Below are 15,272 nucleotides of genomic sequence, written 5' to 3'. Positions count from 1 at the left end.
AACTGTGTAAATCCTTTTTGCTCCTCCTAAAAAACCATTTCTGTTGACATTATATTTAACATTATTATAGTGTTATACAATAATTTTACCTATACATCAATTGGGAATTATCCAAACCAAGGAGGTTGTTATGCCGTTAAAGAAAAGAGGGAGCTCAAATGGTATTAAGGATGTGCCCAGTCCACTACCCAAAAAGGAGATTGAGGCAAAAAGAAAAAGGGCACGCACCCTGGCAAAGCAACAGCAACTTGCAGAAAGGATTGCCGCTGCTACAGCACAACTTGCCAGTGCAGTAACTGAGTCATCAAGTGCCATTGAACAACTAACCAAAGCCATGGATCAAATTGCCAGTGGAGCCGAACAGGCCAGCGGAGCATCCCAGGAGCTTCTGGGAGGTTTTAGTGAAGTCAATAAGGCTGTTGGACTTCAAAAGGAACATGGTGAAAAGGCAAATTCAATAGGGATTGAGCTCCAGAAAGTTCTTGAAGAGACAAAGATACAGATAGAAGGACTGGCAGAAGGGATAAGGGAATCAGCTAAAAGGCAGGGCAGGGCTGTGGAAAAAATGGCCACCCTGGAAGAGCAGGCAGATAAGATCAATGAAACAGTCAAGGCAGTAATAAAAATAGCTGATAAGACCAACCTTCTTGCCTTAAATGCAGCAATAGAAGCAGCAAGGGCTGGAAAACATGGAAAGGGATTTGCTGTTGTTGCAGATGCTGTTAGATCACTGGCTGAGAAAACAGAAAAAAGTGCAGGTAATATAGCCAAATGGGTGAAACAGGTTCAGGAAGAGATAAATAACCTAGTAAAAGGGATTAAAGGTTCAGCAGAGGAGATAAATTCAGAGTTAAAACAGGCAGAAGATATAACCAATGAGCTTTTAAAGATAAAACAAGAGATTGAGAACTCATGTAGTGAGATTATGGAAATAGCTAATCTTGGAGATGAACTTGCAAATATTTCAGATAAGGCCCTGAGTCAGGCAGAGGCTGTTGCAGCAGCGGCAGAAGAGCAGGCATCTGCTTGTGAAGAGGCCCTTGCCAGTCTGGAGGAGCAGAAGGTTGCAATGGAACAGACAGAAGAGGCCACGCAAAAGCTGGAAGAACTCTCAGAAGAGTTAAAAAACAGCACAGACATTACAAAAGATGCAGAAGAAGTTGCAGCAGCAGCAGAAGAACTCTCTGCCACCATTGAGGAAAGTAACAGGGCTGCCCAACAAATTATGACTGCAATAGATCAGATTTCAAAAGGCGCCCATCAACAGGCAGAGGCCACAGAAGAGCTGGCAAGTTCAATAAAGGAAGTGGAAGGAACAAATCAAAAAATAATGGAGATGTCTGAGGCAATAGCAGAAAAGATAACCACACTTGGACAAGGGCTCAAAGATAATGTGGAAAAGGTAAAGAGAATGGTTGCTGGTATAGAGGACAATCTGAAAAAATCTCTGGAGAATGCGGAGATCTTGAGACAACTTGAAAAAAATCTTCGCAACATGGATAAAATTGTGGACACCATTGCCACAGTAGCAGTGCAGACCTCTATGTTATCGGTGAATGGAGCAATAGAGGCTGCAAGGGCTGGAGAATTTGGCAAGGGGTTTGCCGTGGTATCAGGCGATATTCAAAACCTTGCAAACGATGCAGCTGAAAATGCAGACCATATAAAAGATATTATAAAGGATATTCAAGAAGAGATAATTACAATGAACAGAGAACTTGCAGATATTGTGAGTTCAGGAATGGAGGAAGTAAAAAAATCCGATACAACAATCAAGGCAGTAAATACCACCATAAAACAAATGGACGATATAGTTAAAGGAGTAGGTGAAATATTAAACTCCTCTAAGGAAATTATGAGGATGCTGCCTGAAGCAAGAAAGGCCGCTGAAGAAATTTCAGCTGCCGCAGAACAGGCTGCATCTGCTACAGAACAGGGGGCTAACTCTGCCAAAGAACAGGCTCAGGGCATGGAGGAATTGGCCGCAGCTACAGAAGAAATTGCTTCTATAGCTGATGAGTTACAAAATATGGCCATTTAATTGTCAGCAGGAGGGATAATTATGGATATAAATGAAGACAGAAAATTAGATACAAATCCTGCTGATGATAAAAAAGACCTCAGTGAAGAAGAGGGGAAAAACAGACAATTTGTTACTTTTTATATTGGAGAAGAGTGCTTTGCCTTTGATATGAATGTGGTTCAGGAGATAATCTGGGTGCCAGAAACAGTGAGGGTACCATTAACTCCGCCTTCTCTAATAGGGCTTGCAAATCTAAGGGGAACTATTTTGCCTGTGTTGGATCTCAGGACAATATTGGGATTAGAAAAAAGACAGATAACTGAGAACTCCAGAGTGGTTATTATAGATATAGGACAACCAATTAGTTTTTTAGTGGATAAAATTGACAGGGTTATCCAGGTGGAAGAAGATGATATAGAGCAAGAAAAGAATAAACAGGAGCTCCAGGCCGATTTTTTAATAGGTGTTATAAGACATCCCAAAAATAAGTCCATATTAATACAGGTTCTGGATGGGAAAAAAATAGTGAAAAGGGAATTTTATTCTGAACATGAGAACATACAATCTTCTGGAGCTGATCTTGTCTCTGGGGAATTATATAGCAAAAAACAAAATAGAGAAGATGAAGATGAAAATATCCATCAGGTTGTGAGTTTTAATTTAGATATTCAGGAATTTGCCCTGGAGGTGTCTGAAATAAAAGAAATTGTTCGTTATCCTGATGAAATTTACCATGTCCCAGATACAGATGAGTGTTTTATGGGGATAATAAATTATAGAGGCGAAACCTTAGCCATTGTGAATCTCAATAAGATGTTGGGACTTAAATCCAATCACGACCCTGAACAGAGCAGAATACTGGTTGCCACCTGTTTTTATGAAGAAAATATATATGAAGTAGGCCTTGTGGTGGATAGGGTATGTGAAATTTTCAAGGTATCTGAAAATGAATGGGATCCACTTCCTGATCTATTGCAAAATTCATCAGATCAAAAGGATATCAGGGCAGTTTGTAGACTGGAAAATGGAAAGCGTCTTGTAAGTGTTCTGTCTTTAAAAGATATGATGAAGCACCCTGCAATGGAAATTGCCATATCAATGAGTCAGGAATACAAGGAGAGTAGTATGGAGGATAAACAAAAGCAAGAAACCATGGAAGAGGATGAGATTCAACTTGTTGTTTTTAGGCTAAAAGATGAAGAATATGGTATTTTAATTGAAAATATACAGGAGATAATTCTGGTACCAGAAGAGATAAATATAGTACCAAAGACACCAGAATATATAGAAGGAATGATTAATTTAAGGGGCAGAGTACTTCCTGTTATGGACATGAGAAAGCGTCTTGGTCTTCCTTCTACAACAAAAAAGGAATCCCAGCGCATTATTGTGCTAAATACCAGGGGTGTTAGTATGGGTTTTATTGTGGACAGTGTGTCAGAAGTTCTAAGTGTTGATAAAATAGTAATGGAAAATGTCCCAAAAATGTCAAAGGAACAGGCAGATGTCTTAGATAGGGTAATTAATTTAAAAGAACAGGGAAGAATGATATTTATTATAAATGTGGAAAAGCTCTTAAAAGAAGAAGAGTTTGAAGAAATATCTTCTATTTCTGAGGACAACTAATTACAATCTGGAGATTTGGCAATGAAACAGAGAATTAAGGTATTGGTTGTAGACGATTCTGCATTAATGAGAAAATATTTAAGAGAAATGCTGGAGCATGAGTTTGAGGTATATACTGCCAGAGATGGAGAAGATGCCTTAAGGCAGATAAGGGAAATAGATCCCGATGTTGTTACCCTGGATATAAACATGCCTGTAATGGATGGCATCACGTGCTTAACTCATATTATGTCAGAGTTTCCCAGACCTGTTATTATGGTGTCTTCGTTAACAGAAAAAGGGGCTTTAGTTACATTTGAGGCCCTTGAACTTGGGGCAGTCGATTATATTCCAAAGCCAGGGGGAACAGTTTCTTTAAACATAAAACAGATCAAAGATGAGCTCATTAAAAAGATAAAGGCAGTTGTATCCAGAAAATCCATATTAAAAGTGAGAAATCGCTTAAAAAGGGAAAAGATAAGAGTCAGACATGCAGATAAATTGCCCAGAAAGAAAATTAGAACCATTTCAGGGTTTAAGGGCATTGTTTTAATTGGAAGTTCCACAGGAGGGCCGTCTACCCTTGAAGAGATATTGTCAAACCTCCCTGGAGATTTCCCCCTGCCAATACTTGTAGCCCAACACATGCCTGAAAGTTTTACAAGGGTATTTGCAAAACGTCTGAATAAGGTATGTGAACTTGAAGTGGTCCATGTAGAAAAAGCCATACCCCTTGAGCCTGGGAAGATCTATATTGCAAAGGGAAATGCTGATGTAGAGGTAAAAACAAGATTAAAGCGGGTTATTGCTGAGAGTGTTGACGAAGACCCTAAATATTTATGGCATCCTTCAGTGGATAAGATGGTTGAATCTGCACTAAACACAATCCCTGCTGATAAGATAATAGCAGTGCTTTTAACTGGCATGGGATATGACGGTGCAAAGACCATGGCAGAGGTGCATAGACAGGGAGGCAAGACCATTGCTGAGTCTGAGGAGACTGCAGTTGTTTTTGGAATGCCAAGGGAGCTTATAGAAAGGAATGGAGCAGATTTTGTGCTCCCTTCTTATGAGATAGCTGATAAACTGGCAAAGTTAGTTAATATGAGGAGTTAATAAAGGAGCTAATTATGGGTCTTATAAAATCTAGAAAAACAGAGCCAACCAAAGAAGATGGACCTAGAGAAAGAAGAAAGAAGGAGAGGAATTTTGATACACTGGTTGAACAACTCCAGGATGATGATTCCATAAAAAGGAGATGGGCAGCCAGAGACTTACTTGAGTATGGTGAAAGGGCAATTTTGCCACTTTGTGAGAGATTAGAAAAGGAAACAGATAAAAGCGTACAGGATGTTATCTTAAATGTACTTCTGGAGATAAATTGTGAGCCAATTGCAGAAAAGTTAATACCCTTTTTATCATCAGAAGATGCAGCTTTAAGAAACAGGGTTATAGAAGTCCTACAAAAGATGCCAGATCAGATGGAAAAACACATTGAAAAACTTCTAACCCATCCTGATCCAGATATAAGAATTTTTGCACTTAATATCTTGAGTTCCTTAAAACACAAAGATGTTCCAAAATGGATCCTTGAAACTGCAAAAAAAGATAACCATATAAATGTAGTTTCTACTGCCTTAGATGCGTTAAGTGAACTGGTGGTTACTCCAGATATGGAACCCACACTTTTAGAAATCAAAAATAAATTTAAAGATGAGCCATATATAACATTTGTTATTGATTCACTGTTGCAAGACCTTAACCCTGATTTATCAAAATGCTAAACCAATATGTTAACCCAGGTACTTAAAAAACTGGCATGGATAGGAAATAAATGACATGGATATAAGGGTTACTCGTCCCCATGACACATTTTTCAAGAAGCTATTTGGCGATAAGAGGAATGTAAGGGATTTTATAAGGGAATTTTTGCCACAATCTCTGGTAAGACACATAAATTTAGACAGTGTTGAGATAATAGATAGTGAGAAGAGTGATGAGGAATATAAGAGGTATTATCTGGATATAGCAGTAAGATGCAAATTTGGCAAAAGAGAAGGTGAGCTATATTTTGTATTTGAACACAAGTCCTATCCAGACAGGCGTGTATTGATTCAGATATTGAGCTATCTTGTGGTGATGTGGAAGAAGGATATGGAGAGGGGTAAGGGGCCAAGGCCTATAATTCCAGTTATTTTTTATCATGGCAGGAAGAGATACAATTTACCAGTCAGGTTTTCAGACTATTTTGATGTACCAGAGGAAATAAAAGAGTATCTGGTAGATTTTAAGGTGGTATTGTTTGATACCAATTTATATAAGGATAAAGAAATATTGGATATAGGAGTGAACTTGTTTTTAAGCGCAGGCCTTTTATGCATGAAACACATATTTGATGAGATAAGAGGTTTAAAGGAGTCATTAACACCTGTATTAAAGAAGGTGTACAGTATAGATAAGAATAGATTGATGTTAGTTTTAGAGTATATATCAGCAGGAAGTGAGGCATCAGAGGAGGAATTAGAGGAGATATTAGAAGGAATAGGAGGTGATAGTATGCCGTCATTGGCTCAAAAATGGATACAACAGGGAATCCAGCAGGGAATACAACAGGGAATCCAGCAGGGAATACAACAGGGAATCCAGCAGGGGATTCAGCAAGGCAGGCAACATGGTATTCAGGAAGGGATGATATATGCAATGCGCACTATGATCATAGAGGGTATTGAGCTAAAGTTTGACAATGTGCCCAAGAGGTTAAGAGAAAAGATAAATAAAATAGAGAGCAAAGACACACTAAAGAAACTCAACAGATTGGTGCTTAAATCCAGAGATATAAAGGAGATAGAGGAATTTTTAAGGGTTAGCGATAAGTGATTTATCATAAAAAGTAACAATAATAACCCTTTTAATGTAATTAACCCTCCGATTTATCAAAATACTAAATACTAAACTAGGGGGGTAGAAAGAGAATATTAAATTAAAATTGTTCTAATAGTTAACCCAGGTTTTGACAACCCGGGTTAGGGAGTACCTACATGCAGGATGATATTGTAATAACAGATCACGACTTTGAAAAATTTAGAGAATATTTTTACAAAAAAACAGGTATTTATTTTGGAAATTCAAAGAGATATTTTGTGGACAAGAGACTTATAGAGCGAATCAAGGCCACAGGTTATAAGGATTTTCGTTCTTATTTTATATATCTCAGATTTGACAGAAGTGGTAAGGAATTTGAGAATCTGGTCAATCTCATGACAGTTAATGAGACATATTTTTTTAGAGAAGAATACCAGTTTAAGTGTTTGGTTGAAGAAGTGCTTCCTGAGATATGTGAAAGTAAAAGGGAAAATCTTATACGAATATGGTCAATTCCCTGTTCCACAGGAGAAGAACCATATTCTATTGCCATATATCTTCTGGAATATTGGCCAGATATTGATAAATTTGACGTTGAAATAGTTGCCTCAGATATAGATACAAATGCCCTGGAAAAAGCCAAAAAGGGGATTTATGGAACCAGGTCAATAAAACAATTGCCACGCACTTTGATTAAAAAATATTTTAAATCCCTTGGTGAAGGTAAATACCAACTAACCGAGGATATAAGAGATGCCATAGAATTTAAGCGGGTAAATGTCTTCAATGTGCTTGAAACAAAAAAGATGAGGTATTTTGATGTGATATTCTGTCGCAATCTTTTAATATATTTTGATGATAAGGCCAGGGCAAAAGTAGCAAACAGTTTTTATGACAGCTTAAATCCAGGGGGGTTCATCTTTCTTGGACATTCTGAGTCCATGAGCAGGATATGTTCTTTGTTTAAGGTGCGAAAATTTCAAAATTGTATAGCCTATCAAAAGCCATATTAAGATTAATCAGGGGGATTTTATGAATAAAAAGGTGTTAGTGGTAGACGATGCTCCCACTGTAAGAAAGTATCATCAAGGTTTGCTGGAAAAACTGGGGATTGATACAGATGAAGCCATAAATGGAATGGAAGCCCTTGAAAAGATTTTAAAAGAAAAAGTAGCCCTTGTATTTGTGGATATAAACATGCCTGTTATGGATGGCTACTCCTTTTTAAAGGAAATGCGTTCAAATGAAGAAATTTCTGATATACCCGCAATAATGGTTTCCACTGAATCAGATGTTAAGGATAAAATAAAGGCATATGAGTCAGGTGCAAACTATTATCTTGTTAAACCAGTAAAACCTCATGTGCTGGAGTCAATTGTAAGGGGGTTGTTGGGTAATATTGGGGATTAGATGCTGAATTTTGCCAAAACCCAGCACCTAATATCCAAATCAATATTCTAAGGGGGCAATACATGGATAATTTACTTGCACAATTTATAGAAGAAACAAGGGATCTGGTTCAACAGGCGAGCTCTGATTTTTTGAAATTAGAGGAAAATCCAGATGACCCTGACATATTAAATAGTCTTTTCAGATCAATGCACACAATAAAGGGTTCTTCAGGAGTATTTGAATTAACTCCTTTAACAGAATTAGTACATGAGGCAGAAAATATCCTGGATAAGGCAAGGGATGGGGAATTTACCCTAACTCCTGATGTGGTAGATGTGTTTTTAGATATCCTGGATCAAATTAATATATGGATGGACGAATTAGAGTCTGAAGAAAAATTGGGTCCAGATGCTGAGGAATATAGTAATAAATTAAAACAAAGGCTTTTAGCCATATCAAAGGATATTACACCAAAGGCCCCTGATATATCCAAAGAGCTTGCAGATACTGAGCTGGAACATAGAGCTAAAGCTCCTGAGATTACCCAGGAAATTTTAGATGCAGTGACCCATATCCCTGTAAAACATAGACTGGCAATAATAAAGGATGCACCAGATTGGGATGTTCAACTGAACTTAATAACTTATGAACCCAATGAAAATTGTTTTTTCACAGGGGATGATCCTGTAATAACTGTAAAGAAAACTCCTTTTTTACAGGGATTTTCATGTGGACTTATTGATATAGATAGAGAAGATTTTGATCCTTTTAAATGTATATTAAAGTTTTCAATGATAAGCTCTGCTCCATCAGAAGAGCTAGAAGAACATTTTGCTTATGTTTTAGATGAAATAAATATATTTCCAATAACTATATTTGCACTTTTGTGTCCATGTGGGGATATTGTATTTAATGAACACCTGGAATTATTTGTTGAGGATGCAATGAGGCTGGTGGAACAAGGTGAGTTAGATGAACTCCTTGATGCCATTAAAGTTGTAAAGGAGATTATATCTGAAACTAGTTATGAATATGCTGCATTGAGTTTTCTAGAGATAGGTATTTCAAAATCACCTCCCCTTCCAGTTAAGTGGATAAAATCTCTTATACAATCTATTAAATCCCATGAATTTGTTGTTCCTGAAGATAGGGACGCAGAAAATATTGTTTGTGATGAAACTCAAGATAAAAGCAAAGAAAAAATAAAAGAATTTTCAGAAATAAAAAAGATTCCAGTGGATGATGTACTGAAAGATATAATAAAAAAACAGGTAGAACTTCTGGAACTTGAGTGTGATGAAAAAATAAAACCAGGTCAGCTTAAGAGTATAAAAAATATGTTAACAAATATATTGTCTTCCTGTGGATATGAAGATGTGGCACATGCTGTTTTACAGCAGATAGATAATCTCATGGAAAATTTTTCTTATGAGCTTGCAAAAGAAACAAAACAGAATTTACTATCCAGGATGGATTTTTTATTTAAAGAACAAGCGGTTGATATTTCCAGTGAAATTTCATCTGAAGAAAATAAATGTGAAAAAAGAGAGACTGTAACTAAAAATCAAACAAGAATATCCCCCCCCATATCAAAGGATTCCAGAATACATCATCCCCAGATAAAGACTGAAGTAAAGGTGTTAAAAGTGGATCAGGAGCAGATAGATTCTTTGATGGATCTGGTGAGTGAGCTTGTTGTTGCTAAGAATGCATTGCCCTATCTGGCTCGTAGGGCTGAAGAAGAATTTAAAAGCAGGGAACTTGGAAGGGAACTAAAGGGTCAGTATGCTACTATAAATCGTATTTGCGAAGAAATTCAAGGAATTGTAATGCAGATAAGGATGATCCCTGTATCCCATGTGTTTCAAAGATTTCCAAGGCTTGTGAGGGATATATCCCGTTCCTTAAACAAAAAGGTAAAACTTACAATAGAAGGAGAAGAAACACGGGCAGATAAAAATGTCCTGGAGAAAATGACAGATCCCCTGGTACATCTTATAAGAAATAGCCTTGATCATGGCATAGAATCCCCTGATGAGAGAGTGGCGTGTGGGAAAGAAGAGGAAGGGCATATTATTTTGGCTGCCCATCAATTAGAGGATCAGGTGGTAATAGAAGTGAGAGATGATGGTAGGGGGATAGATGTGGAGAAAGTGAAGCAAAAGGCATATGAAAAAGGGCTTATTGATGAAGAAAGTCTTGGCAAGTTGAGTAATGAACAGGCCCTTGATCTAATATTTGCCCCAGGTCTATCCACTGCAAAAAAGGTTACAGATGTTTCAGGAAGGGGAGTGGGCATGGATGTTGTTCGTGCCATGGTGGAAGAGGTTGGTGGCAGTGTGAAGATTAGGTCTGAGCCGCAAAAAGGCACTACAATTACTCTGAGTCTGCCTCTATCCATGGCTGTTACAAGGATTTTAATGATAGAGGTTGGTGGTGAATTTTTTGGGGTTCCAATTGAAAATGTATCAGAAACAGTAAAGATACCCTCTTCTGAAATCCATAAGGTAAAAGACAAAGAAGTAATTGTCTTGAGAAACAGAATAATCCCAATATATAATTTGCGCAGTGTACTTGGGATTGAAGAAGTGTCAGATCAAGGGAGAAAATATTCTGAACTAGAGGAAAACATTGGTGATGAAGATGAAATGGCTATTTTAATCCTGACAATGGAGAAAACAGAATTTGGTCTCATTGTGGATAAATTCCATGAAGGAATTGATATTGTCTTAAAGCCCCTGGAAGGCGCCATGCAAAAATACTCCTTGTATTCAGGGGCGACTTTGCTTGGAGATGGTCGTGTGTTACTTATATTAAATCCAAAGGAGCTTATAAGATGGCTATAAGGTATGAGGGAAATGTTGCTTTTTTTGAAGATCAATGCACTGTGGAAGAGGCAGAAAGTTTTGTAGAGTGGTTGAAAAGCACAAAGGATCCACAAATTAACCTGGAAAACCTGGAATATATGCACACAGCCCTTGTTCAGTCCATTTTGTATTTTAAGCCTGAGATTTCAGCAATGCCAGGAGACGATTTTTATAAAGATTTAATCACGGAATATTTGAGTAACAATACAGGATAGATAAGGATAAATTTACGCTTAAATCAGCGAAGTTAAGGGAGATAGATGATTTTTTAAAGATCAGTGATGAGTGGGGTTATTACACAAAAGAGAGCATTATATGCTAATAATTTCTGTGGCAAATAGAAAGGGAGGCACTGGTAAAACCACAACAGCAGTAAACCTTGCAGCTGAGATGGCAGCAAGGGGACATAAGACCCTTTTAATTGATCTGGATACCCAGGGACATGCAGGCTATGGACTTGGCGTGGATTTTAGAAAAATAAAATATTTTGCACATGATATTTTTGAAAAACAGGACTTTGATTTTTACCAGGCCATATATGAGACTGATTTTGAAAATCTATATATATCCCCAGCAAATACACATTTTATAAATAAACAGGGGAAATTCTATGAATTAACGCTCTATAATGTCTTGATAAAACTAAATGAGTTTCAAAGAATAATTATTGACACACCACCCACTTTAGATATCTTTTTAATATCTGCACTTTGCGCATCAAAGGGAATAATTATTCCATTTTTGCCCCATTTTCTTGCTGCAATTGGGGTTAAACAGATGAGTTCATTATTTTATAAAATTGCAACTAGGTACAATAAAAAATTAAAATTACTTGGTCTTGTGCCTGTTATGTATGACAGAAGATATAATATGCACAAAGAGGTGATAAAGGATATAACCAAAGTGTTTGGCCCTAGAAAAATACTCAGGGGTATAAGGAGCAATATAAGACTGGCAGAGGCATTTAATTCAGGAAAACCTGTTAGATACTTTGCACCAAAAAGTGCAGGTGCAATGGATTATTATCTTTTATGTGAGGAAATAGAAGAGTTCTGGGCACGGGAAATAACGGATAATTATAATTCCTTTTAAACCAAAGGAGTTCACCATGAAAAAAATTCTCTTGGTTGATGATTCTGCAACAATACTTATGAGCATGGAAGGGGTGTTAAAAAGGTCTGGCTATGAAGTGGAAAAGGCAAAAAATGGGAAAGAGGCCCTGAGCAAACTGAGCTCTGGCAAAAAGCCAGATCTTATAATCACGGATCTAAACATGCCTATTATGGATGGAATAACTTTTATAAAAGAGGTTAGGAAAAAACCTGGATTTAGATTTCTGCCAATACTGATGCTCACCACAGAATCCAAACAGGAAAAAAGACAGGAGGCAAAAAAGGCAGGAGCAACTGGCTGGTTGGTAAAACCAGTTAAGCCAAATGACCTTCTGGCTGTTGTAAAAAAGGTGTTGCCATAATAGGGAGGATACCTATGGTGGCTAAACATTTAAAAAAGGAAATCCCAATGAAAGAATTTTTTTTAAATTTAATGCGTTGTACAGTTTCTTTTATTATGGGGATAGTAGTGTATTATGTTTATGTAAATTATCACACATATACTTTTTATATAACTTGTATAGGTATTTTTTTTATATTTCTTATATCCTTTAGTTTTATGGGAAAAAAATTTAAAGAAGAAGATGAAATGGAAAAGTTAGAGGAAGAAAAATATAAAAAAATTTGTAAGTCCATACAATCCTTGATGATACAGTTAAATAAACTATTAAGTGATAATTCCATTCATTTAAATCTAGTAGATACTAAAAATATGCCGCTAAATTTATGCGAAGAAATCCATAATATAGATAAAATAGATAAAAATGAATTTTTAGAAAATTTATTAAATAATTTAAAGATAATAGAGGGGGAAATAAGTAAATTAAAGGATACCATAAAGATTATTAAACAAGAAAAAAAAGGATTAAAAGATCAAATTCTACATCTGGAAGAAAATTATAAAGATATCAAAGGGTATATCAAAAGACTTTCACAAGAAATAATAAATATTACAAATATAATGTTTAACCAAGATGATGAGATAATACAAATAACTGAAGACACTGCATCAGATATTGTATCCAGATTAAATGAATTAGAGGAATCTGTGAATAAGATATTGGATATTGTTTTATCAGGCGTTAAAGAGTTAGAAAATTTGGTAAGTGAAAAAGCAGGATCTAAGGCAAGGACCATTGAAGAAGTATTAAATGATATGAAGACAACAATGTCCCAAGGGTTGAATAATATAAAAACAAATATAGAGGGTGTTGTTAGTATAATGGGAGAGGTGAAGTCTTTAGACGGATTAATAGAAGAGGTAAAGGATATCGCTGATAGAACAAAGCTTTTATCTTTAAATGCTGCTATTGAGGCTGCCAGGGCTGGTGAAGCAGGAAGGGGGTTTGCTGTGGTTGCAGATGAGGTACATAAATTAGCTGAACTATCACGAATCACCACCATAAAGATGACAGAAAAGATTTCCAGTCTTGTTAAAACAACAGAACAAAGATTTCAGGGGCTTTTAGATGTAGCCAAAGAACTTGAAAGAGAGGGTACATATGAAAATATTATTAATGAGATAGATGAAATATTTAAAGTAAGTGAAAAATCAACAGAAATAAGAGCCAGGATTTTAAATTCTGTTCAGGAACATACAAAAGTTGCAATGGATATGGTAATAGAGGTCATTGCCTCTATTCAATTTCAGGACATTGTGAGACAGAGGATAGAGAACATACAAGAAGAGTTTCAGACCCTATCAAATTTTTTTAAATCCTTTATAACTGTTTTGGAAAAAGAAGATATAAAAGCTATAATAGATCTGGATATACCATCTTCTGATGCTTTAAAAGAAAAATATAAAATGGCAGGAGAAAGAAAGATACATGAAAATACTATATCAGGACATTCATCTGTGGATGAAGGTCCAGCAATTGAGCTTTTCTAAAAGAAAAGGAAATAACCATGAGTAGAGAAAAAAGTAATGGTTTTTATCCAATGGAAGATTGCGAACGTCTTATAGCAATAGTGGAAAATGTAAAAAGTGAAATTTATGTCCTGGATCCTGAGACATATAAATTCATCTATGTTAATGACAGTGTGTGTAAAAATATGGGTATGTCATCTGATGAAATGAAAAACATGTCACCATGTGATATTGTGGTTGATATAAAAAAAGATTTGGTAAATAGTTATTTTAGACAATTAAAAAATAAAGAAAGAGATGAAATATCTTTTGAAGTAATCCACAAAAGAAAGGATGGTTCCACATACCCCATCAGGATCTATTTGCAATATTTATCTTTGCATAAACCTGTATTTGTTGCATTTGGTTTTGATATGACAGAGACGAAATTTTTAGGGAAAAAGTACGAATATATATTTAATAATGTAAATGACGCCATAATGATATTTGATATGGACTTTAATCTGTTAGAATATAATAAAAAATGTCTTGAGTTGTATGGGTATACAGAAGAAGAATTTTCAAATATTAAACTATCTGATTTATCTGGAAGTGACAACTTACCCAATATAAAAAAGATCATTTCTCTTTTAAAAAAGAAAAAAAATTTGTTATATGAGACCATAGATAGAAAAAAAGATGGTACAATCTTTCCTGTTGAAACAAATACGAATTTAATTGACTATAATGGTAAACCTGCAATACTGGCAGTGGTAAGAGATATTAGTGAGAGAAAAAAGATTGAAAAGGAAAAAGATGACCTAAACAAACAATTACTACAGAGTCAAAAGTTCGAATCTCTTGGACGAATTGCAGCTGGAGTTGCCCATGATTTTAACAATCTCATCACTATACTAAATGGACATACAGAGATGCTCGATAAAAAAACATTAACCTGTCAGGAAGTCAGGCCATATATATCAGGAATCAAAGACACTTTACAAAGGGCTTCAGAGCTTACAAATCAACTTTTAATGTTTAGTAGAGGAGGTCCAAGAAAAAGACAGGTTATAGATGTGGAAAGATTTCTTGAGAATTTCTATAAAATTATGAGAAGGGTTATTACTGAAGATATTGATTTTTCAATTAATATAGCAAGTGAATTAAATAAGATATATGTAGATATAACCCATCTGGAACAGATTTTAATGAACCTTGTAATAAATGCCAGGGATGCCATACAGTACAAGGGTTCCATTGTAATAGAGGCAAAGAACTTGACCTTAACAGAAAAAAAGATGACAAGATTAAATGAAGAGATTCCTCCAGGAAATTATGTGTTAATATTAGTTAAGGACACAGGTTGTGGGATTTATGAAGATATAATTGAAAAAATATTTGAACCTTTTTTTACTACAAAAGATATAGGTAAAGGAACAGGAATGGGGCTTTCAATTGTATACAGTCTAGTAAAACAAAACAAAGGCTTTATAGACCTTGAGACTGAACTAAATAAAGGGACAAAATTTTATCTATATTTTCCAGTGAGCAAAGTAAAACAA

General features: G+C 35.8%; 13 protein-coding genes. All 13 read left to right on the top strand.

Going from position 1 to position 15,272, the window contains the following annotated elements; all coding sequences use genetic code 11:
* Positions 1 to 130: 130 nt before the first annotated feature.
* Positions 131 to 2,041 (top strand): methyl-accepting chemotaxis protein, encoded by a 1,911-nt coding sequence (locus ACYQ0O_RS05190; RefSeq protein WP_459891281.1) that lies wholly within the window; start codon positions 131 to 133, stop codon positions 2,039 to 2,041.
* A gap of 21 nt (positions 2,042 to 2,062) precedes the next feature.
* Entirely contained in the window at positions 2,063 to 3,649 is a 1,587-nt protein-coding gene (locus tag ACYQ0O_RS05185) for a chemotaxis protein CheW (protein ID WP_459891279.1), read from the top strand.
* A 21-nt stretch (positions 3,650 to 3,670) separates the two neighbouring features.
* Positions 3,671 to 4,744, top strand: coding sequence for a protein-glutamate methylesterase/protein-glutamine glutaminase (locus ACYQ0O_RS05180; RefSeq protein ID WP_162506784.1), 1,074 nt, complete (start codon positions 3,671 to 3,673; stop codon positions 4,742 to 4,744).
* A 14-nt stretch (positions 4,745 to 4,758) separates the two neighbouring features.
* On the top strand, positions 4,759 to 5,412 hold the full coding sequence (locus ACYQ0O_RS05175) for a HEAT repeat domain-containing protein (RefSeq protein ID WP_459891276.1): 654 nt from the start codon (positions 4,759 to 4,761) through the stop codon (positions 5,410 to 5,412).
* A gap of 55 nt (positions 5,413 to 5,467) precedes the next feature.
* A complete protein-coding gene (locus ACYQ0O_RS05170; RefSeq protein WP_459891274.1) occupies positions 5,468 to 6,505 on the top strand; it encodes an Rpn family recombination-promoting nuclease/putative transposase in 1,038 nt (345 codons plus the stop codon).
* A gap of 161 nt (positions 6,506 to 6,666) precedes the next feature.
* Complete coding sequence (locus ACYQ0O_RS05165; RefSeq protein WP_459891272.1) at positions 6,667 to 7,503, top strand: CheR family methyltransferase; 837 nt, start codon at positions 6,667 to 6,669, stop codon at positions 7,501 to 7,503.
* A 19-nt stretch (positions 7,504 to 7,522) separates the two neighbouring features.
* Complete coding sequence (locus ACYQ0O_RS05160) at positions 7,523 to 7,900, top strand: response regulator (protein WP_075068371.1); 378 nt, start codon at positions 7,523 to 7,525, stop codon at positions 7,898 to 7,900.
* Between the two features lie 62 nt (positions 7,901 to 7,962).
* A complete protein-coding gene (locus ACYQ0O_RS05155) occupies positions 7,963 to 10,728 on the top strand; it encodes a chemotaxis protein CheA (RefSeq protein ID WP_459891270.1) in 2,766 nt (921 codons plus the stop codon).
* Positions 10,719 to 10,964 (top strand): hypothetical protein, encoded by a 246-nt coding sequence (locus ACYQ0O_RS05150; RefSeq protein WP_459891268.1) that lies wholly within the window; start codon positions 10,719 to 10,721, stop codon positions 10,962 to 10,964. The genes ACYQ0O_RS05155 and ACYQ0O_RS05150 overlap by 10 nt, the downstream gene beginning before the upstream one ends.
* A 100-nt stretch (positions 10,965 to 11,064) precedes the next feature.
* Entirely contained in the window at positions 11,065 to 11,841 is a 777-nt protein-coding gene (locus ACYQ0O_RS05145; RefSeq protein ID WP_459891266.1) for a ParA family protein, read from the top strand.
* A gap of 16 nt (positions 11,842 to 11,857) precedes the next feature.
* Positions 11,858 to 12,223 carry a response regulator gene (locus tag ACYQ0O_RS05140; protein WP_459891264.1) on the top strand — a complete coding sequence of 122 codons (366 nt, stop codon included), beginning with the start codon at positions 11,858 to 11,860 and terminating at the stop codon, positions 12,221 to 12,223.
* A gap of 14 nt (positions 12,224 to 12,237) precedes the next feature.
* Positions 12,238 to 13,752, top strand: coding sequence for a methyl-accepting chemotaxis protein (locus ACYQ0O_RS05135; protein ID WP_459891262.1), 1,515 nt, complete (start codon positions 12,238 to 12,240; stop codon positions 13,750 to 13,752).
* Positions 13,753 to 13,769: 17 nt separating this feature from the next.
* On the top strand, positions 13,770 to 15,272 hold a 1,503-nt coding region (locus ACYQ0O_RS05130), incomplete at its 3' end, for a PAS domain S-box protein (RefSeq protein ID WP_459891260.1).

This window comes from Desulfothermus okinawensis JCM 13304 (genome assembly GCF_054654515.1).
This window is presented reverse-complemented; position numbering and strand designations above follow the sequence as displayed.

What these genes read in the sequence shown, in the direction of transcription:
- ACYQ0O_RS05190 (WP_459891281.1), top strand. Translation starts at nt 131, where the DNA reads ATGCCGTTAAAGAAAAGAGGGAGCTCAAATGGTATTAAGGATGTGCCC.
- ACYQ0O_RS05185 (WP_459891279.1), top strand. Translation starts at nt 2,063, where the DNA reads ATGGATATAAATGAAGACAGAAAATTAGATACAAATCCTGCTGATGAT.
- ACYQ0O_RS05180 (WP_162506784.1), top strand. Translation starts at nt 3,671, where the DNA reads ATGAAACAGAGAATTAAGGTATTGGTTGTAGACGATTCTGCATTAATG.
- ACYQ0O_RS05175 (WP_459891276.1), top strand. Translation starts at nt 4,759, where the DNA reads ATGGGTCTTATAAAATCTAGAAAAACAGAGCCAACCAAAGAAGATGGA.
- ACYQ0O_RS05170 (WP_459891274.1), top strand. Translation starts at nt 5,468, where the DNA reads ATGGATATAAGGGTTACTCGTCCCCATGACACATTTTTCAAGAAGCTA.
- ACYQ0O_RS05165 (WP_459891272.1), top strand. Translation starts at nt 6,667, where the DNA reads ATGCAGGATGATATTGTAATAACAGATCACGACTTTGAAAAATTTAGA.
- ACYQ0O_RS05160 (WP_075068371.1), top strand. Translation starts at nt 7,523, where the DNA reads ATGAATAAAAAGGTGTTAGTGGTAGACGATGCTCCCACTGTAAGAAAG.
- ACYQ0O_RS05155 (WP_459891270.1), top strand. Translation starts at nt 7,963, where the DNA reads ATGGATAATTTACTTGCACAATTTATAGAAGAAACAAGGGATCTGGTT.
- ACYQ0O_RS05150 (WP_459891268.1), top strand. Translation starts at nt 10,719, where the DNA reads ATGGCTATAAGGTATGAGGGAAATGTTGCTTTTTTTGAAGATCAATGC.
- ACYQ0O_RS05145 (WP_459891266.1), top strand. Translation starts at nt 11,065, where the DNA reads ATGCTAATAATTTCTGTGGCAAATAGAAAGGGAGGCACTGGTAAAACC.
- ACYQ0O_RS05140 (WP_459891264.1), top strand. Translation starts at nt 11,858, where the DNA reads ATGAAAAAAATTCTCTTGGTTGATGATTCTGCAACAATACTTATGAGC.
- ACYQ0O_RS05135 (WP_459891262.1), top strand. Translation starts at nt 12,238, where the DNA reads ATGGTGGCTAAACATTTAAAAAAGGAAATCCCAATGAAAGAATTTTTT.